The organism is Pseudomonas sp. MF6747, from assembly GCF_963890955.1.
Classification (GTDB): Bacteria; Pseudomonadota; Gammaproteobacteria; order Pseudomonadales; family Pseudomonadaceae; genus Aquipseudomonas.
Genome location: NZ_CAWPSZ010000001.1, coordinates 431,058 through 450,744 on the forward strand (window position 1 = coordinate 431,058; position 19,687 = coordinate 450,744).

Annotated in this window: 15 protein-coding genes and 1 pseudogene; 9 read left to right on the forward strand and 7 right to left on the reverse strand. The window is 57.9% G+C overall.

Annotated features, from left to right (window positions below):
* The first annotated feature begins 22 nt into the window (after positions 1–22).
* From arsN2 to AACW30_RS02055, 4 genes are all read left to right on the forward strand, one after another.
* On the forward strand, positions 23–475 hold the full coding sequence (arsN2, locus tag AACW30_RS02040) for an arsenic resistance N-acetyltransferase ArsN2 (RefSeq protein WP_234452434.1): 453 nt from the start codon (positions 23–25) through the stop codon (positions 473–475).
* Positions 476–547: 72 nt separating this feature from the next.
* A complete protein-coding gene (locus AACW30_RS02045; RefSeq protein WP_200622529.1) occupies positions 548–916 on the forward strand; it encodes a hypothetical protein in 369 nt (122 codons plus the stop codon).
* Positions 917–977: 61 nt separating this feature from the next.
* Positions 978–2,147, forward strand: coding sequence for a DUF3800 domain-containing protein (locus AACW30_RS02050; protein ID WP_200622531.1), 1,170 nt, complete (start codon positions 978–980; stop codon positions 2,145–2,147).
* Entirely contained in the window at positions 2,140–2,583 is a 444-nt protein-coding gene (locus tag AACW30_RS02055) for a hypothetical protein (protein WP_234452435.1), read from the forward strand. The genes AACW30_RS02050 and AACW30_RS02055 overlap by 8 nt, the downstream gene beginning before the upstream one ends.
* Before the next feature lie 40 nt (positions 2,584–2,623).
* Here the strand turns inward: AACW30_RS02055 and AACW30_RS02060 are convergent, their stop codons facing one another.
* Together AACW30_RS02060 and AACW30_RS02065 are read right to left on the reverse strand one after the other, a co-directional pair.
* The gene (locus AACW30_RS02060) at positions 2,624–3,865 is read right to left on the reverse strand and encodes a UvrD-helicase domain-containing protein (RefSeq protein WP_325167477.1); all 1,242 of its coding nucleotides are present in this window, start codon (positions 3,863–3,865) and stop codon (positions 2,624–2,626) included.
* A complete protein-coding gene (locus AACW30_RS02065; protein ID WP_200622656.1) occupies positions 3,804–5,465 on the reverse strand; it encodes an ATP-dependent nuclease in 1,662 nt (553 codons plus the stop codon). The genes AACW30_RS02060 and AACW30_RS02065 overlap by 62 nt, the downstream gene beginning before the upstream one ends.
* A 310-nt stretch (positions 5,466–5,775) precedes the next feature.
* Here AACW30_RS02065 and AACW30_RS02070 point away from each other — a divergent pair.
* Positions 5,776–6,375, forward strand: a pseudogene (locus AACW30_RS02070) (ATP-binding protein); the annotation flags it as partial.
* A gap of 226 nt (positions 6,376–6,601) precedes the next feature.
* On the opposite strand, the gene AACW30_RS02075 reads toward AACW30_RS02070, so the two are convergent.
* Positions 6,602–7,180, reverse strand: a complete 579-nt coding sequence (locus tag AACW30_RS02075; protein ID WP_200622541.1) for a TetR/AcrR family transcriptional regulator — start codon at positions 7,178–7,180, stop codon at positions 6,602–6,604.
* Between the two features lie 113 nt (positions 7,181–7,293).
* Between AACW30_RS02075 and AACW30_RS02080 the strand changes: the two genes are divergently transcribed.
* Positions 7,294–8,208: an ABC transporter six-transmembrane domain-containing protein gene (locus AACW30_RS02080; RefSeq protein WP_177410054.1), complete on the forward strand. Its 915-nt coding sequence runs from the start codon at positions 7,294–7,296 to the stop codon at positions 8,206–8,208.
* Between the two features lie 3 nt (positions 8,209–8,211).
* Here the strand turns inward: AACW30_RS02080 and AACW30_RS02085 are convergent, their stop codons facing one another.
* Both AACW30_RS02085 and AACW30_RS02090 read right to left on the reverse strand, forming a co-directional pair.
* Complete coding sequence (locus AACW30_RS02085; protein WP_200622543.1) at positions 8,212–10,188, reverse strand: methyl-accepting chemotaxis protein; 1,977 nt, start codon at positions 10,186–10,188, stop codon at positions 8,212–8,214.
* Positions 10,189–10,365: 177 nt separating this feature from the next.
* Positions 10,366–11,286 carry a LysR substrate-binding domain-containing protein gene (locus tag AACW30_RS02090; RefSeq protein ID WP_124418743.1) on the reverse strand — a complete coding sequence of 307 codons (921 nt, stop codon included), beginning with the start codon at positions 11,284–11,286 and terminating at the stop codon, positions 10,366–10,368.
* Positions 11,287–11,422: 136 nt separating this feature from the next.
* Between AACW30_RS02090 and AACW30_RS02095 the strand changes: the two genes are divergently transcribed.
* On the forward strand, positions 11,423–12,826 hold the full coding sequence (locus tag AACW30_RS02095; protein WP_200622545.1) for a NorM family multidrug efflux MATE transporter: 1,404 nt from the start codon (positions 11,423–11,425) through the stop codon (positions 12,824–12,826).
* A 138-nt stretch (positions 12,827–12,964) separates the two neighbouring features.
* Here the strand turns inward: AACW30_RS02095 and AACW30_RS02100 are convergent, their stop codons facing one another.
* Positions 12,965–14,629, reverse strand: coding sequence for a putative bifunctional diguanylate cyclase/phosphodiesterase (locus tag AACW30_RS02100; protein WP_106575841.1), 1,665 nt, complete (start codon positions 14,627–14,629; stop codon positions 12,965–12,967).
* A gap of 269 nt (positions 14,630–14,898) precedes the next feature.
* On the opposite strand from AACW30_RS02100, the gene rep reads away from it, so the two are divergent.
* Positions 14,899–16,908, forward strand: coding sequence for a DNA helicase Rep (rep, locus tag AACW30_RS02105; RefSeq protein ID WP_200622547.1), 2,010 nt, complete (start codon positions 14,899–14,901; stop codon positions 16,906–16,908).
* Positions 16,909–16,966: 58 nt separating this feature from the next.
* Positions 16,967–17,539 carry a xanthine phosphoribosyltransferase gene (locus AACW30_RS02110; RefSeq protein ID WP_094948722.1) on the forward strand — a complete coding sequence of 191 codons (573 nt, stop codon included), beginning with the start codon at positions 16,967–16,969 and terminating at the stop codon, positions 17,537–17,539.
* Between the two features lie 152 nt (positions 17,540–17,691).
* Here the strand turns inward: AACW30_RS02110 and AACW30_RS02115 are convergent, their stop codons facing one another.
* Positions 17,692–19,614, reverse strand: coding sequence for an acetyl-CoA hydrolase/transferase family protein (locus AACW30_RS02115; protein ID WP_200622548.1), 1,923 nt, complete (start codon positions 19,612–19,614; stop codon positions 17,692–17,694).
* Between the last annotated feature and the right edge of the window lie 73 nt (positions 19,615–19,687).

Genomic DNA, 19,687 nt, shown 5'->3' on the forward strand with positions numbered 1-19,687 from the left:
AGATGAGAGGATGGAGGGGGATATGATGATCCAGGCAACGGAAATAGCCGGAGGGCAGTCGCAGCGCTTTCGCGATGCGCTGAAATTTGCTGACCTTCCAGCAGACGATATTGATCTTCCAGGCCGAACCTTTTTTGAGTTCACACGGGATGGTGAGACTGTTGGATGGGGAGGGTTTGAAACGCATGGGACAGATGGATTGCTGCGCTCCATGGTCGTAGAGCCGGCATACAGATCGAAAGGGGTTGGGGCTGAAGTGCTTCGAGTCATTGAAGCAATAGCTGCCGAGCAGGGAATCGCTCGATTTCATTTGCTGACACCAACTGCATCAGGCTTTTTTGAACAGCAGGGCTATGCAGTCAATCAACGAGATTCTGCGCCGCCTCTAATTTCTCAGACGGAGCAGTTCAGGGGGCTTTGCCCTGGCTCGGCTTGCTACATGTGCAAGGCATTATCTGCGAATGCACGAAAGTAGCTGATCACCTGGGTGATGGCTTTTAGCCCCGATGCCAGCTAGATTTGGAGCTTTCTACGATCAAGGAAGGATATGAAAAAGCTCATCGCAGTAATGGGGATCTGCGTCGCACTTGGCGGTTGCGCTACGTCCCACTACACCGCAGGACGAGACTTTCCGTCGGCCAGTGTAGCGAGCATCACCAAAGGCAAAACCACCACTTCTGAGTTGAAATCTCTATTCGGTGAGCCCTACGCCAAGAGTGCTGTCAGCGAGAGTGACGAAAAGTGGATCTACACTTACACCAATGGCTCAGCCCATGCTCAAAGCTACGTGGTCACCATGAAGGTGACGACTACAGGCACTCAGAAAACTCTCGACGTCTTGATCCGAAATGACGTGGTCATCAACTACACGTTCAGCGAAGGCCCCGCTCCAGGCACTACCACTGCGACGAACTAAGTTCGCCACCTTGCCATTGGGCGACCCACCGCGCTCAGTACGTTGTTGATGGAGCATGCTCATGGACAGAACATATGCCTTCGTGGATGAGTCCGGGAATTCCGACCTTGATACGTCAAAGGGAGGAAGCTCGGGCTTCTTCATCGTGTGCTCCATTCTGGTGGCAGAGAAAGACCTGGAAGCTGCTTATGCCCAAGCTCAAGCACTCCGCATGCGTCATTTTCAAACAGGCGAGATCAAATCCAGCAATCTGAAGCCGAAGGATTCAGATCGCCGTGCCCGAATCCTCAACGAGCTAGCTGAGCTGCCATTCAAGCTCTATTTCACCGTCGTTGATAAGTCCCGAATTCACAAAGACGGCGGCCTCCGTATCAAGACCTCGTTCATAAAATACGTGAACGGGTTGCTCTATGAACGTTTGTTTCGCGCATACCCTGACCTCCAGATGATCGTAGACGAGCATGGCGGCCAGGAATTTCAGGAGAGCCTCAAAAGCTACGTTGCAGAACGATTCGTGGACGACCTATTTGGCGATAAGGATGCCTTCCAGACGATGGCCAGTAAGGACAACGTTTTGGTTCAGGTTGCAGATTTCTTCGCTGGCTCAGTCGCTCAGATCTACGAAGAGAAAGCTTCGGAAGAAGCAGTTCTTGCCTACAAGAAAATCCTCCGCAGCCTGACTCTTGGAATGCTTGAGTGGCCATCCAAGTACCAGTCTCTTCTGCCGCCGCCGACGGATGAATCTGGGTATGCAGACTACCAGGTACACCAAGAAGCTCTCCGCCAGGCCGACCGCTTTAGCGAGCGCGTTGGTAAGCACCCCGATGAAGATGAGCGACTGCAGCTAAGCATCTTGAGGTTCTTGAGATTCCAGAGCGAATTCGTCACCAAGGATTACGTGCTGACTACGGAGATCATGGCCCATCTAAAAGATAGCGGACTGGGAGAGGTCAACGGCCAGAGAGTCCGCTCCAGTGGCATTGCCAAACTCCGCGATGCGGACGTCATCATCACAAGTGCGGCGAAGGGTTACAAAATCCCCCAGACACGTGCGGACATCAACGACTTCCTAGAGCGGGCATCCGGCATCGTCGTCCCTCTTCTCGACCGCGTTAAAAAAGCGCGCGATGTGTATCGGCTGAGCAGTCGAGGAGAATATGACATCGTCACTGCCAACCTTGCTGAGCTAGCCAAGCTGCTCGCTGCGCTCGAGGCTTTTGCAGATGACTGAACTCAGTCATGGCAACGAACCTCAGCAGGCTGCACTGATCCAGGATGAAATCCTAGAGATTCTGAAAGAAGCCAAGGTGCTCGCGCGTAGATTCTATCGCCTGACCGGCAAGCCGCTGGGCGTGACAGGCGAGGTCGCAGAGTACGAAGCTGCTACTAGACTCGGCCTGTTACTACATCCTGCAAGGCAGGCAGGTTACGACGCTACAGATACGCTGGAAGATGGCATCGCGAGAATCCAGATCAAGGGCCGCTGTATGCTGAACCCGCTAAAGATTACGGGCCGTATGGGCGCAATTGATCTCACCACGGCAGACGATCTCTTTGCCGATGCTGAAAGGCAGGGAATGGCGCCGACCAGAACCATGAGGTTCGACTTGATTCTGACCCCTGCTCAATTAAGCCAGTCTAGACACGCCGAAGCTTCGACATTATGACCATGGCCCGCGCATCACTATCTGAGATAAGGCTTTATTATCATATGACTGCTCGGGCTACACCCGGCCACACGGGAAACGGCAGCTCATTCACTTTCTTGTCCTCAACCAAAAATGCCAAGCTGTAGCGAGCACGGGTGATTGCAACGTAGAGCTTGTTCCGGGACTCTCCGGTCTTATCCTTATCAAACGCCTTGCCGTCTCCCGCCAAAAACTTAAGATGGTTTTCCGCAGGGATCACAAGCACACGGTCAAACCCTAGTCCTTTGCAAGAACCGAAATTATAACAAACGAGGTTTGGCGGCAGGTAACCGGCACCCGTTCGGGCGTTCCACCGAAGCACGCTCGGGTGAAATGCGGATATGTAGTCATCTACTTGAGATTGCCTGACAACGAAGCTGCCGAGGTGATCAGACATCTCGGCTGGAACGTCTTTCACAGCAGAGATTGTTTTCTCGTAAACCCCAGGATTGATGGTATCGGATAGATCGCAAATTTCTTGGATACATCGCTGATTGTTGGGCATGGTCTTTTCCACGAAACCCAGCTGACCAACGAAATAATCGATCTTTTCTTGAGACGTCAACGGTGCCTTGTGCCCAAATGTCGTGCTGTAGATCGTCTGCCGGAAATCGCCTACACACCAGATCCCATCAGGCATTATCTTATTGAGCGACTTGATAACCTCATAGTCCCAGCCGACAAGATCCTGCACCTCATCGAAATAAACCTTTTGATAAATACTAGATAGCCGAGTGGCGGGTGCATTTTTGGATCGTTTTCCTACGAGAGCGACCAGTTTAGCGAGGTAGCCTGAATAAGCCATAGTCTTACAAGGAGTCAAATAATGCAGGGGGTTGACCGCCCCTCCAGTGAGTTTTTCGGCTCTCCCTTTGATGTACACAGGCCTCCCCTTTACGAAAACACCTGGGAGGTGATGGGGGTTATTTTCAGTGAAGAAATGGGCAGCAATTCGACTTGGGAAAACCACGCTCTGGTAAGGCCGGATCATGTCTTCCAAGTAGAATGAAAACAGCCCTTTTACGACGAAATCCTCACTGTTTTTCCCGTCGTTGAGTTCAACAAAACGCGCCCGTAATTCTGCTTGATTATTGGTGGTGTAGGTGACGACGAGAACCCGCCCACCAGCCTTAACGATGTCCACGGCATCGCTGATAATCTTGTGCGTCTTACCCGAACCTGCCCCCGCTATCCATAGCTCATTCGCCAAAATCGAGCACCTCATCCAAAAATACTGGATATTTGAAATCAAGGTCGCCATCAAACAATCGGATAGCTGAGTCTACCTTGCGTGTTCCCTTTCCATTGCCCTTCACACTTCTGAACCACTCGATCAAAAATTCTCTTCGTTCATCCAAGGAAGCCTCGGCCCCATAAAGTTTATATGTCTGAGCCGATAGAATTTCCTTCGCGAAAGCAGCTAGAGACGCCTGATCAACTGAATTTGCATATATCATCGCCGGTTCTAGTGAGAACTCCAGGTCGTTTTTTGACGAGAAGATTTTTACGTTTGCATAGTCCTTGTACTCCGCCTGAGCAGGCACGACGTTCTGGAAGTAGTCCTTGTCGTTGTCCCTTAGTACGTGAATGCGAGTACCAATCTCCTTTCCAACCTCGATAAAGGTTTTGAAGCCCACACCTCTTACAACAATAATGTCGATCCCATCTTTCTCCGGAAGATGGTGATATTTACGCAGGTAGATTTTTTTCAGCACAAGCTCGTCAGAAGGCCCCTCAACCAAGATGACTTTTCTAGACAGTGCTACCCGCAGCGTGTCGTATCCAGGCAGACGCTTCAGCGTCTTTACAACATCAGGATCTAGAGTATGTAGCCTCTTGTAGCCAGACTGCACAAGGCAGATTTTGTCGATACTTAACTTATTCAGCACGTAGGAGCTGTGCGTAGTGAGGAACAGCTGCTTGGAACCACGCTGAGTTTCAATATAGTGCACAAGTTTGTTCAGGTTGGTATGTGACAGATGATTTTCCGGTTCCTCCATCATCACCAAATCAATGTCATGGGCTTTGTTCTGGATAGCAAGTTTGATCTGCACATTGCTCTGCTCACCCTTTCCAATAAAGTGAAAGGGAACATCATTTACCTCAAGTTGCAGGCCGGTTTGGATGGATCCCACGGGTAAGGTACTGGCAGCTATAGACAGCTTGCTATCAGTTATCAGATGGCCTGCATCAAGATTTGCATTAACCGCCATCACCTCGCCTGAGGTGTTGAATACTTGAAGGTTCTCGCGATAATTGAGCGTCAGCTTAACAAGCTCCTCCTTTTCTAGAGCTGTATTGAGGATATTGGAAATGTACTGATTCTTGCCTAACGTGGGGTGAATTCGAGTCGGGTCGATGTAAAGCGCCTTGAATTTTTTAGCAATTGGCTTTATGGGACTCCATCCAAAATCTAGCCATTCGACCTTGTAAAATTCAACGGGAATGCTTGTGAAAGACGGCTTGGCTTGTCGGCGAAGTTCATAGACTTCGGCAAGTGCAGGATCGAAACAAGCCTGCACCAAGACACCCTGAGCATCGGCTTGGTGGCTGTTATTCGAACCTCGGTACTCTGGCACCCCCTCAATGTAGGCCTCAATGCTTAGCTTGGGCAGATGCTGGGCGCTTAGATCGGTATCCAAAAACTGCGTGACTGCTTCTTGGTTAAATAGATCAGGAGAAAACTCGCCACTGAAGGGGCGACCACGGTGACTAAAGTTAAGCACGATCTCAAGCGCTTCGAGAATCGTACTTTTGCCGGCATTGTTGTCGCCAACAAAAATATTCACGTCATCGTTGAATTCGAGATGATCGTCCCGGAATTTTTTGAAATTGATGAGTTTGATCGACTTAACATGCACCCTAAATCCCTCAAGATAACTATCCATAATGGCGCTTCGCCCAAGCAAGCAGACGGTACATCGCGAGGTTGATACTGTCCATATCAAGTATTTGAAGGCAAAAGATGGCGAGACGGGAGCTTAGGGGGATCGAATAAAGGGATATGTCAGAGACAGAGGTGGCACAGATGGATTTGTCCAGGCGCACTACCTATCGGATAGAGCCTTGTCTTTCTAAAGGTGAAAAAAAGCCAGCCGGCAAAGGCTATGTCCACTCGGTGAGATTTGGCGGGGGATCACCGAACACTTCAAATGAACGACCTGGCGGGAATTAAGCAAAATGCCGGAGTTCGATCGCAAGGTCCTGGAGGTGCTGCGCGAACCGCTTGAATCGGGACACATCGTCATTTCCCGTGCGCGCGACCGAGTGAGTTTCCCGGCACGCTTTCAACTGGTGGCGGCCATGAACCCCTGCCCTTGCGGGTATATGGGCGAACCGAGTGGGCGCTGTCGGTGTACGCCGGAGCAGATTCAGCGCTATCGCAACAAACTTTCCGGCCCCCTGCTGGACCGGATCGACTTGCACCTTACCGTCGCCCGGGAAACCACAGCACTAAACCCGACCCAGCCGCCTGGCGATAACACGGCGAAGGCCTCGGCACAGGTGGCCGACGCCCGCGAGCGCCAACTCAAACGCCAGGGTTGCGCCAATGCCTTTCTGGATTTGCCAGGGTTACGCAAACACTGCCAATTGGCGAAAGCCGATGAAGGCTGGCTGGAAAGCGCCTGCGAGCGGCTGACGCTGTCACTGCGCGCGGCACATCGCTTGCTCAAGGTGGCGCGCACGCTGGCAGACCTTGAGCGGGTTGAGAATATCGCTCGGCATCATTTGGCCGAGGCATTGCAATATCGGCCTGCGGCGGTCGGTTAACCTGAGGCCAGCATCAGCCCCTGCAGTGAACAGGCTTCTTGTGGCGAGCGGGCTGTTGTGGCGAGCGGGCTTGCCCCGCGTTGGGCTGCGCAGCAGCCCCAGAAATTGGCGACGCGGTCTAACAGTTAAAGCATGGCAGCCGGACTGGGAGCGCTTCGCACTCCAACGCGGGGCACGCCCGCTCGCCACGCAGGAATATGGTGGCCGCCAAAAGTGGGGCGGAGGCCTAAGCGGTGAAATCCAGCAACAGCCTCGCCACTTCCATGACTTCATCCAGCACCGCTTCTGCCGACGCGGTAGAAGGATTCAGCATCAGGTCATCGGCATACCCCATCGCCATGGCGAAGATCTGCCGGGCTGCACGATGGGGCGCATCACAGCGGAAAACGTTGGCAGCGACGCCGCGCTCGATCACCTCGGCAAGCATGCCCTGCCACTGCGCGTTGATCACCAAGTACGCCTGGGCCATCTGCGGGTCGTGCATCGCTTCGTCCCAGGCATCCAGCCACAGCGCCCAGCCCGCGTCGGCCGTGCACGGCAGGCAGTCGCGCAAGAAACCCACCAGCGCCTCAAGCGGCGCCACGCCCACCAGCGGCGCACGCACTTGCTCCAACTGTTCATTGGCAAAGCGCACAAAGGCTTCCCGGCGCAGTTCATTCCAATCGCTGAAGTAGTGGTAAACGTGGCTACGCGACAGGCCGGCATGTTCGGCCAGGTCGCGGGTGGACACATCGGCAAACCCTTTGTTGCGAAACAGCTCCAGGGCGGCGGCGATGATCTGGTCTTTACGGTCGATACGCGACATTCGGCATTTCCCTCAGGCGTCGGAAGATGAGTGGCGCTTGCTTTTTGAGCGGTCGCTCAAGGATACTTGAGCAGTCGCTCAATAATAGCGTCTATCACTCCTTTGGTGCACCCATGTCATCCGTCACCCCACAAATCCTGATTGAAGAAAGCAAGAAAATCGGCCAACAGTCCGCCAGCCAGACGCTCAAGGCAATCGCCCGCGCATATCCCGGAAAGCTCTTTTGCACACTGTCACTGGTCGCGTTGGAAAATGCGCTGCTGCTGGCCTACCCGCTGTTTGCCGGGTTCGCGGTGGATTCGATCATCCGTGGCGATGCCGCCAGCGCGCTGTTTTACGCCGCGGTGGTTTTGGCATTCTGGGTGGTCGGGGCGGCACGCCGTGCGCTGGACACGCGCACCTTCACGCGGATCTACGCCGACCTCGCGGTACCGGTGATTCTCAACCAGCGCCTGCAAAACCACAGCACCTCACGTGCGGCGGCGCGGGTGGTACTGGCGCGGGACTTTGTGGATTTCTTCGAAAAACACGTGCCGATCATCGCCACGGCGCTGGTTTCGATCGTCGGCGCGGCGGTGATGTTGCTAGTGATCGAGCCGTGGATCGGCCTGGCGTGCCTGAGTGCATTGCTGTTGTGCACCACCTTGCTGCCACGGTTTGCGCGGCGCAATCAGCAGTTGCATGAACGCCTGAATGACCGCCTGGAGAAGGAAATCGGCCTGGTGGAAAAGGTCGGTGCGCACACCTTGCAGCGCCACTATCAAGTGCTGTCGCGCCTGCGCATCTGGCTGTCAGACCGCGAGGCCGCCGCGTTCCTGTTTATCGGTACGCTGGCAGCCCTGCTGTTTGTGGTCGCCATCAGCCAGTTGGCGTTGTCGCCGGCGGTGAAGGCCGGCCACGTGTACGCAGTGATGACCTACCTGTGGACCTTCGTCAGCAGCCTGGACGAGGCGCCCGGCATGGTCGATCAACTGGCGCGCCTCAAAGACATCGGCAAACGCGTGGACCCGGGCCTGGGCGAGCGCTAAGCCTCAACGAAACCGATCAACCTCATGCCGCAAACCCGCCGCAAGGGTTTCCAGCTCCTTGGCGGTAACGGCCAGGTTCGACACCACTTCACGCTGCTCGCTGTTGGCCAGCGCAATGCTTTGCAGGTTGCTGCTGAGCAAGGTCGCGGTGCTGCTCTGCTCTTGGGTTGCCGTGGTAATTGCCGCAAATTGCTGACCGGCCGAGCGGCTTTGCTCGTCGATACGCGCCAGGGCTGAAGCCACGTCGGCGTTGCGCAACAGGCCTTCCTGCATCAACGTATTGCCGTGTTCCATGGTGCTGATGGCATTACCGGTTTCCTGCTGAATACTCTGGATCATCCCGGAGATTTCATCAGTAGCCTGGCGGGTGCGCGAGGCCAGGTTGCGCACCTCGTCGGCGACCACGGCAAAACCACGGCCTTGCTCACCGGCGCGGGCGGCTTCGATGGCCGCGTTGAGCGCCAACAGGTTGGTCTGTTCGGCAATCGAGGTGATCACACCCACGATCCCGCCGATTTCCTGGGAGCGCTGGCCCAAGGTATTGATCACCGTGGCCGTGCTGTTCAGCGCGGTGGCGATATGTTCCAGCGACGACGAGGCCTCCTGCATCGAGGTGCGGCCGATGCGCGTTTGCTGGGCGTTTTCCTGGGCCAGCCGCTCGGTGTTGCCCATGTTGTCGGCGATGTTCAGCGAGGTAGCACTGAACTCTTCTACCGCGCCGGCCATGCTGGTGATTTCGCCGGACTGCTGCTCCATGCCTTCATAGGCGCCACCCGACAAACCGGACAATGCCTGGGCACGGCTGTTGACCTCTTCGGCGGCCTTGCGGATATGCGAGACCATGGTCGACAGCGCTTCACCCATCTGGTTGAAGCTGCGCGCCAATTGGCCGATTTCGTCATTACTGGACACATTGAGGCGCGCACTCAAGTCACCCGCGCCGAGGGCTTCGGCTTGACGCACGAGGTCACTCAAGGGTTGCAACTTACTGCGCAACAGCCAGACCGCCGCGCCCACCGCGAACAACATTGCCAACACGCTGCCAATCACCAGGCGAATACCAACGGCCCAGGTCACTTCGCGAATTTCGGATTTCGGCATGCTCGCCACCACCGACCACGGGCCGCCTTCAAACGGCACCGAGACGCTGTAGAAATCTTCGTTTTTGTCACTCCAGAAACGCCCCTCGCCCGGTTTTTTGGCCAGGTCGAGCACCACCGGTACCGCCTGGTCCAGTGCCTGCACGCCGGCGGGTGGCACCAGCCAGTGCTTCTGTTCGTCCAGCAGCGCAAGGGAACCCGTCTGGCCGATACGGAAGCGCTTGAGGTTTTCAAACTGGGCGTTCTGGGCATCGGTGTAGTCGAAACCGACAAACAGCACCGCAATCACTTTGCCGCCGGCATCGCGCACCGGTGTGTATTGGGTCATGTAGGAGCGGTCGAACAGCACGGCGCGGCCGACGTAACTTTGCCCGGCAAGCAGGCGTTGATACGCCGGATGCTGGTGGTCCAGCGCCGTACCGATGGCGCGACTGCCGTCTTGTTTGGTCAGGGACGTGCTGATGCGGACAAAGTCTTCGCCGCTGCGCACAAACACGGTGGCCACGCCGCCGGAGGTGTCCTTGAATTCATCGACCTCATCGAAATCGTTGTTCAACAGGTCGTTGCCCATGAACAGGCTCGGGGTTTGTACACCCGCCACTGCGACCTGCTGCTCGCCGCGTACACTCAACCCCGCACCAAAGCGCTTTTCAAACAGCCCGCTCAAACGCTGGGTACTTTCGCGCAAGGTGCTGTGGAAGGTATTGAGTTGGTCGGCGAGCAAACGCGCTTCGCTGGCCAGGTGTTCCTCGCGGGTGTCGAGGTTGGCGGAGTCGAGCGACCGCAAGGCGAAAACCGTACTGCCGCTGATGACGACAGCCAGTATCACGGCTAATGCGAGGCCTAACTGGGAGGCAATCCGAGCGCGAGGTTGAGACATGACAGCTCCTGGCCGAGGCCAGGATCATCCTGATCTCATAGCGCTACTCGGCAAATTATCTAGTGGGAAACGTTGGTGCACGGTAGTTCCAACACACCTTATTCGGCGGGCGCGGGGAATACTTGAGCGATTCACAGGGGTATCGCGCATACGATTGCATAAAAGGCCAGTAACGCTTCAGTCAAGGCGCTCGACCTGGGGCAACTCCATGGCCTTGACCTCACCTTGAAGAAATTCTGCCAGGCGCCTTAAACGCTCGCCACCAGGGCGGGTTTTCGGCCACACCAGGTAGTAATTTTCGCCACTGGCCACGGCGGTCGGCCACGGCAGGCTCAATCGTCCCTGGGCCACGTCTTCGGCGACCATCAGCAAATCGCCCATCGACACCCCGTAACCCCGTGCTGCGGCGATCATGCCCAGCTCAAGCGTGTCGAACACCTGCCCGCCCTTGAGCGAGACCTGAGATGCAAGCCCCATGCGCTGCAGCCAATTGCGCCAGTCGCGGCGGTCGGGCGTGGGGTGCAGCAGCTCAGCGCACGCCAGACGCGTTACGTCCCACGGCCCGTCTGCCAGCAGGTTGGGGGCGCCCACGGGGATCAGCAGTTCGGGGAACAGGTAACTGGCTTCCCAGTCCGCCGGAAAATGCCCATAACTCAGCAACACCGCGCAGTCGAACGGCTCCTGGTTGAAGTCCACTTCGTCCACGCTCATCCACGCACTGGTCAGTTGCACCTCGTTGCCCGGCTGCAACGCCCGGAAGCGGCTGAGCCGCGCCAGCAGCCAGCGCATGGTCAGGGTCGACGGCGCTTTCATGCGCAGGATGTCGTCTTCGGCATTCAGGGTGTGACAGGCCCGCTCCAGCGCAGCAAAACCCTCGCGCACGCCGGGCAGCAGCAAGCGCGCCGCTTCGGTGAGCTGCAGGTTGCGGCCGCTGCGCTGGAACAGGCGGCAGGCAAAATGCTCTTCGAGTGTGCGGATATGCCGGCTGACGGCACTTTGCGTGATCGACAGCTCCTCTGCCGCGCGGGTAAAGGAGTTGTGCCGTGAAGCGGCCTCAAACGCGCGCAAGGCGTACAACGGAGGAAGACGACGTGGCATAGGGAACCTCCGACAGAGCAAGACCAAACCCTACCATGAGTTTTAATCATGCGAACGATCGCTTTTATCCTTTTGTGTAATGCGTTGGGAGCGCCGAGAATCAACCCCTCCCCAACCCTCTGACTTTTTGAGCGTGATGATCATGCAGCATCCGGTGCGTACTGAACTCTGGGCCATTCTGCGGCTGTCGGGGCCGTTGATTGCCTCACAGTTGGCGCACATGTTGATGGTACTGACCGACACCCTGATGATGGCCCGCCTGAGCCCCGAAGCCCTCGCCGGTGGCGGCCTGGGCGCAGCGAGCTATTCATTTGTGGCGATTTTCTGCATCGGCGTGATTGCTGCAGTCGGCACGCTTGTGGCCATCCGCCAAGGCGCGGGCGACATCGAAGGCGCCACCCGCCTGACCCAGGCCGGGCTGTGGCTTGCCTGGCTGATGGCATTGGTGGCCGGCTTGCTGCTGTGGAACCTCAAGCCCGTATTGCTGATGTTTGGCCAGACCGAAACCAACGTGCACGCGGCGGGGCAATTTCTGACCATCCTGCCGTTCGCCCTGCCCGGCTACCTGAGCTTCATGGCCTTGCGCGGCTTTACCAGCGCTATCGGCAAAGCCACGCCGGTGATGGTGATCAGCCTGGGCGGTACGGTGCTCAACTACTTCCTCAACCACGCCTTGATAGAAAGCATGTTCGGCCTGCCGAAACTGGGATTGATGGGTATTGGCCTGGTCACCGCGATTGTCGCCAACAGCATGGCTTTGGCGCTGATGTGGTACATCCGCAGTAACCGGGCTTACGCTGCCTACCCGCTGAGTTCAGGCCTGCTGCGCCTCAACACCCTGTATCTGCGCGAGCTGTGGCGCCTGGGCTTGCCGATTGGCGGCACCTATGCGGTGGAGGTCGGCTTGTTTGCCTTCGCGGCGCTGTGCATGGGCACCATGGGCAGTACGCAACTGGCGGCGCATCAGATTGCCCTGCAAATCGTCTCGGTAGCGTTCATGGTGCCAGCGGGAATGTCATACGCGATCACCATGCGCATCGGCCAGCATTACGGCGCCGGACAGTTGCTGCAGGCGCGCATGGCCGGGCGTGTCGGCATCGGATTCGGTGCGGCAGTGATGTTGGGATTCGCCGCAGTGCTGTGGCTGTTTTCCGATGCGCTTATCGGGCTGTTCCTCGACCATAACGACCCGGCTTTCCATGACGTAATCGTCCTGGCCGTCAGCCTGCTGGCCGTGGCGGCCTGGTTCGAATTGTTTGACGGTGTGCAGACCATCGCCATGGGCTGCATCCGTGGGTTGAAGGACGCCAAGACGACCTTTCTGGTGGGCTTGGGTTGCTACTGGCTGATCGGCGCGCCGGCGGCGTGGTTGATGGCGTTCACCCTCGGCTGGGGGCCGACCGGTGTGTGGTGGGGTCTGGCGTTGGGCCTGGCCTGCGCGGCCGTCAGTTTGACCTGGGCGTTTGAGGCGAAGATGAAGCGGATGATTAGGCGGGAGCCGGAAATTCGTGCTGAGTTTCAGGCCATGCAACCCGACTAGAGACTGTACTCGTTCAATGTGGGAGCTGGCTTGCCTGCGATGGCATCACCTGGTTATGCCTGACACACCGAGGTGTCTGCATCGCAGGCAAGCCAGCTCCCACACAAGCCAGCTCCTACAGTAGATTGGGTTCGCACTTCAACCCAGCAAAGCCTGCTGGCTCTTGCCAAACGTCAAATACTCCACCAATTCCGGCAACGGCAACGGCTTGCTGATCAAATAACCCTGCGCCTGGTCGCAACCGAACAAGCGCAACAGCGCCAACTGCTCGGGCGTTTCCACACCTTCAGCCACCACTTCCAGGTTGAGGTTGTGCGCCAGGTTGATCATGGCGTGCACCAGCTTGCGATTCTCTTCGCGCTCTTCCATGCCGCCGACAAAGCTCTTGTCGATCTTCAACAGGGCAATCGGCAGGCTGTTGAGGTGCACGAACGACGAAAATCCGGTGCCAAAGTCATCCAGGGAAAACCGCACGCCCAGGCGGCCGAGGGCGTCCATGGTTTGTTTGACCAAGTCACTGCGGCGCATGACGGCGGTTTCGGTCAATTCGAACTCCAGCCACTGCGCTTCCACACCACGCTCGGCAATCAGCCGGCTGAGGGTCGAGAGCAGTTGGCTGTCCTGGAACTGGCGAAACGACAGGTTGACCGCCATGTGCAGCGGCGGCAGGCCGCGTTCGCGCAGGTCTTGCATGTCGCGCAGGGCACGGGAGATCACCCAGTAGCCCAGCGGTACAATCAGGCCGCTCTGTTCGGCCAGTGGCACGAACTCGCTGGGTGGCAACAGGCCGCGTTCGCCATGGCGCCAGCGCACCAAGGCTTCCAGGCCGACAATATGCCCGTCGTCCAGGTCCAGGCGCGGCTGGTAGTGCAGTTCCAGCTCGTCGCGGCGCAATGCGCGGCGCAGTTCACTTTCCAGGTCGGCCAGGCTGCGCGCGTTGCGGTTGATGCGTTCGTTGAAGATATGAAAGGTGCAGCCTTGCGTACTTTTGGCTTGCTGCATGGCGATGTGCGCGTGCCACATCAGTGGGTCGGCGCCAGCACGCGCGCGGGCATGCGCCACGCCCAGGCTGCAGCCGATCAACAGGCTTTCGCCATCCACCCAATAGGGTTCGGCCATGGCTTCGGTGATGCGTTCGGCCATCCATTCGGCACGCTGGGGCGCGCGGCGCGTATCAATCAGCAGGGCGAACTCATCGCTGCCCAGGCGCGCCAACTGGTCCCCGGCTTCGAGCTGGCTCTTGAGGCGCGAAACCACTTGCAGGATCAACCGGTCGCCGGCCTGGTGGCCTAAAGCGTCGTTGGCATGGCGAAAGTTATCGAGGTCAAGGTGGCCGAGCGCCAGGCCACGGCCTTCGTTTTCAACCAGCCGCGCCGCCAGCAGAGTCTGGAAACCCTGGCGATTGGCGATCCCGGTGAGCGGGTCCTGTTCGGCCAGGCGCTGCAAGGTGGTCTCCAGCACGCCGCGCTCGCGGACATGGCGCAGGCAGCGGCGCAATGTATCGGCATCCAACACCTCACGGATCAACCAATCGCTGACACCTAGCGGGGAAACCAGCGGTTCCTGCTCCAGCAGCAATACGCACGGCAGGTTGCAACGGCCGGGGCCGGGTTGCAGGCTGGGCGTGGTCAATAACACGGCCGTGTGGTCGTCATCGAACAGACGACTCACCGAGTCCCAGTTGGGCGCACTGATCAGCACAGCCCCATCGCCCATCGGCGCCAGGCACTCGCGCAACAACGCTGCCCACGCTGGCTCATCGGCCAGTAGCAGCAAACGCAAGGGTTCGACAGGCGTAGACAAGCTAGCTCCCTAGACTCTGCAAAATTTCGTTGGCGGCGGGCATTATGACGCGCGGCCTGATAATCACCAATGATAAGGGTTATCAAATACGCTGGCTGTAAGCATTCGTCCCGATCTTCAAGGACAGAAGGCCCCCACATCCTGCGGCAAAGTATCAAAACCGGCAAATTTAGATCGAGTGGTACGTCACACTGTCGTTCTGTGAGAGCAGAATCCTGCGAGCCTGTTAAAATGCCCGCCCTTTTGAACAACGACTCCCTGAATTCTGTATGTCCCGACTCAATCCCCGGCAGCAAGAAGCCGTGAACTACGTCGGCGGCCCTCTATTGGTGCTCGCCGGCGCAGGCTCCGGCAAGACCAGCGTGATTACCCGCAAGATCGCGCACCTGATCCAGAACTGTGACATCCGCGCCCAGTACATCGTCGCCATGACCTTTACCAACAAGGCGGCGCGCGAAATGAAAGAGCGTGTCGGCACGCTGCTCAAGGGCGGCGAAGGCCGTGGTCTCACCGTGTGTACCTTCCACAACCTGGGCCTGAACATCATCCGCAAGGAGCATGCGCGGCTGGGCTACAAGCCCGGTTTCTCGATTTTCGACGAAACCGATGTGAAGTCGCTGATGACCGACATCATGCAAAAGGAATACGCAGGCGACGACGGCGTGGATGAGATCAAGAACATGATCGGCGCCTGGAAAAACGACCTGATCCTGCCGCCCCAGGCCCTGGAAAATGCACGCAACCCCAAGGAACAGACCGCCGCCATCGTCTACACCCACTACCAGCGCACGCTCAAGGCGTTCAACGCGGTGGACTTTGACGACCTGATCCTGCTGCCGGTAAAGCTGTTCGAGGAACACGCCGACATCCTCGAAAAATGGCAGAACAAGGTCCGCTACCTGCTGGTGGATGAATACCAGGACACCAACGCCAGCCAGTACTTGCTGGTAAAAATGCTGATCGGCACGCGCAACCAGTTCACCGTGGTGGGCGACGACGACCAGTCGATCTATGCCTGGCGCGGTGCGCGCCCGGAAAACCTGATGCTGCTCAAGGACGACTACCCGTCCCTGAAAGTGGTGATGCTGGAGCAGAACTACCGCTCCACCAGCCGTATCCTGCGTTGCGCCAACGTGCTCATCTCCAACAACCCCCACGAGTTTGAAAAACAACTGTGGAGCGAGATGGGCCACGGCGACGAAATCCGCGTGATCCGCTGCCGCAATGAAGACGCCGAAGCCGAGCGCGTGGCCGTGGAAATCCTCAGCCTGCACTTGCGCACCGACCGCCCCTACAGCGACTTTGCGATCCTGTACCGCGGCAACTACCAGGCCAAGCTGATCGAACTGAAATTGCAGCACCACCAGGTGCCGTATCGCCTGTCGGGCGGCAACAGCTTTTTCGGACGCCAGGAAGTCAAAGACCTGATGGCTTACTTCCGCCTGATCGTGAACCCGGACGACGATAACGCCTTCCTGCGCGTGATCAACGTCCCACGCCGGGAAATCGGTTCGACTACGCTGGAAAAGCTCGGCAACTACGCCACGGAACGCAAAATCTCGATGTACGCCGCCACCGACGAAATCGGCCTGGGCGAGCACCTGGACACACGCTTCACTGACCGCCTGTCGCGCTTCAAGCGCTTCATGGACAAGGTGCGCGAGCAGTGCGCCGGCGAAGACCCGATCAGCGCGCTGCGCAGCATGGTCATGGACATCGACTATGAAAACTGGCTGCGCACCAACAGTTCCAGCGACAAAGCCGCGGATTACCGCATGGGCAACGTCTGGTTCCTGATCGAAGCCCTGAAAAACACCCTGGAAAAAGACGAAGACGGCGAAATGACCGTCGAAGACGCCATCGGCAAGCTGGTGCTGCGCGACATGCTCGAGCGCCAGCAGGAAGAGGAAGACGGCGCCGAAGGCGTGCAGATGATGACCTTGCATGCCTCCAAGGGCCTGGAATTCCCCTACGTGTTCATCATGGGCATGGAAGAGGAAATCCTCCCGCACCGCTCCAGCATCGAAGCCGACACGATCGAAGAAGAACGGCGCCTGGCCTACGTGGGCATTACCCGCGCGCGTCAGACGCTGGCCTTCACCTTCGCCGCCAAGCGTAAGCAATACGGCGAAATCATCGACTGTGCCCCCAGCCGGTTCCTCGACGAGCTACCGCCGGACGATCTGGCCTGGGAAGGCAATGACGACACCCCGACCGAGGTGAAGGCCGTTCGCGGCAATACCGCCTTGGCGGATATACGCGCGATGTTAAAGCGCTAGAATCGACTACTTTTTAATCTACTTTCGGCGCACACCGCGCCATTAGAGGAAGCTTTCCGTGGAAGCACTGCACAAGAAAATTCGCGAAGAAGGCATCGTGCTTTCCGATCAGGTACTCAAGGTCGACGCCTTTCTGAACCACCAGATCGACCCGGCGCTGATGAAACTGATCGGCGACGAATTCGCCGAGCGCTTCAAGGACTCGGGCATCACCAAGATCGTCACCATCGAAGCCTCGGGCATTGCGCCGGCGATCATGACCGGCCTGAACCTGGGCGTGCCGGTGATTTTCGCGCGTAAGCAGCAGTCCCTGACCCTGACCGAGAACCTGCTGTCGGCAACGGTGTACTCGTTCACCAAGAAGGTCGAAAGCACCGTGGCAATCTCGCCGCGCCACCTGACCAGCAGCGACCGCGTGCTGGTGATCGATGACTTCCTGGCCAACGGCAAGGCGTCCCAGGCGCTGATCTCGATCATCAAACAAGCTGGCGCGACCGTCGCAGGCCTGGGGATTGTGATCGAGAAGTCGTTCCAGGGTGGCCGTGCCGAGCTGGATGCGCAGGGTTATCGGGTTGAGTCGCTGGCGCGGGTGAAGTCGTTGGCCGGTGGTGTGGTTACTTTCATCGAGTAATCGATAACACGCCAAATATTTGGGGTGAGCACAACTCAAAAAATGTGGGAGGGGGCTTGCCCCCGATAGCAGTGGGTCAGCCGACACATTGGGTGACTGATACACCGCAATCGGGGGCAAGCCCCCTCCCACAGTTGGTTTCGAGGTGGTTTTTAGTGTGCGGTGGCCTGTAGACCGGCGAGCAGCAAACGCTGGTACAGATCCTCTTTCAACCCCTCCGGCTGATCCAACCGCATCCGCTCCAGATGCTTGGGAAACGCCTCCGGCTCCGGTGCATCCAGCGCCGCCTTGCCCAACTCCAGAATCTCGGTCAGCTTGAATTTGCTCTTGAGCCAATTCAGCGCGCGCAGCAGATCCTTCTCCTCATCCGTGAAGTCAGTGCCCAGCGGATACTCCGGAAACAGCCGGTGATGCCGCGCCTGAATACCCTTGAGCCGCTCCGGCGTATTGTCGGCAAAGCGTGGGTCCAGCTCGAAATCCTTGGGCAGCTTGCCGGCCTTTTGCGCCTGTTCGATCAAGTCGTTTTGAAAGCGCGAGTCGGTGATATTCAGCAGCGCCTCGATCACCTTGGCATCTGTCTGCCCACGCAAATCGGCAATCCCGTACTCGGTGATGACGATATCGCGCAGGTGCCGCGGAATGGTGCAGTGGCCGTACTCCCAGACGATATTGGAACTGACCTCCCCGGCCGACTCGCGCCAGCTGCGCAGGATCAGGATCGAACGCGCGCCTTCTAGTGCATGGCCCTGGGCAACAAAGTTGTACTGCCCGCCGACGCCGCTGAGCACGCGGCCATCTTCCAGCTGATCGGCCACACCTGCGCCGAGCAAGGTCACCATGATTGCGCTGTTGATAAACCGCGCGTCCAGGCGTTGCAGGCGCTTGAGCTCTTCCTGGCCATACAGCTCGTTGATGTAGCTGATGCGAGTCATGTTGAATTCGAGACGCTTGGCGTGAGTCATTTCCTGCAAGCGCTGGTAAAAACTGCGCGGCCCGAGGAAGAAACCGCCATGGATCGACACGCCGTCAGGTTGCGCCGCGTCATCCAGCGTGCCGGCATTGGCTTGCGCCTGGGTCGTCACATCCGGGTAAACCTTGCGCCGGATAATGCCGGCGTCAGCCAGTACCAGAAGGCCGTTGACGAACATTTCGCTGCAGCCATACAGGCCACGGGCAAAGGGCGACACACCGCCTTCGCGGCTGATCAGGGGCGCCCACTGATACACATCAAGGTCGGTGAGCAGCAGTCGATAAGCCTCGTTATCCGCCTGGCGCGCCAGTAAGGCGGCGGTCAGCGCATCGCCCATGGAGCCGATACCGATCTGCAACGTGCCGCCATCGCGCACCAGGGTGCTGGCATGCAAGCCGATAAAGTGGTCCTGAAAACCCACCGGCATGTTCGGCGTGGAGAACAGTGTGGTGCTGTCCTTTGCGTCAATCAGGTAATCGAACGCGTCCATGCCCAGTTCAGCATCGCCCGGCATGTAGGGCAGATCGGAATGCACTTGGCCAACGATCAGGATGGTTTCGCCAGCATCGCGACGCTTCTCGATCATCGGCAGCAGGTCGAGTGTGATGTCGGGGTTGCAGCTCAAGCTCAGGCGATCCGGATGCTCAGTGCTGCTGGCCACCAGTTGCGCCACCAGATTCAGGCCGGCGGCGTTGATGTCGCGCGCCGCGTGACTGTAATTGCTGCTGACGTAATCCTGTTGCGCCGATGCGCTGTGCAGCAGGCTGCCGGGCTGCATGAAGAACTGCTGCACGCGGATGTTCGCGGGCAGGCTGTCCTTTTGCAGGTCGGCAAGAAAATCCAGCTCGGGGTAGTCGCCAAAGACGCGTTCGATGAAGGGCTCGAGAAAGCGCTTCTGCAAACCGTCGCCCAAGGTCGGACGACCCAGGGCCAGCGCGGTGTAGATTGTCAGCGCGCGCTCCGGCAACTTGGCGATACGCCGGTACAGCGCATTGACGAACAGGTTGGGCTTGCCCAGGCCCAGCGGCATGCCCATGTGGATATGCGCGGGCAAGCGCGCCAATACGTCGTCAACTGCTTGCTCGATTGAACACAACTGCACCATCCGACCCTCCTGACATTCCATGATTAGGGGTTGGACCGAGCTTGCCGGGTCTTTGCTGCAATGAACAGTCTCG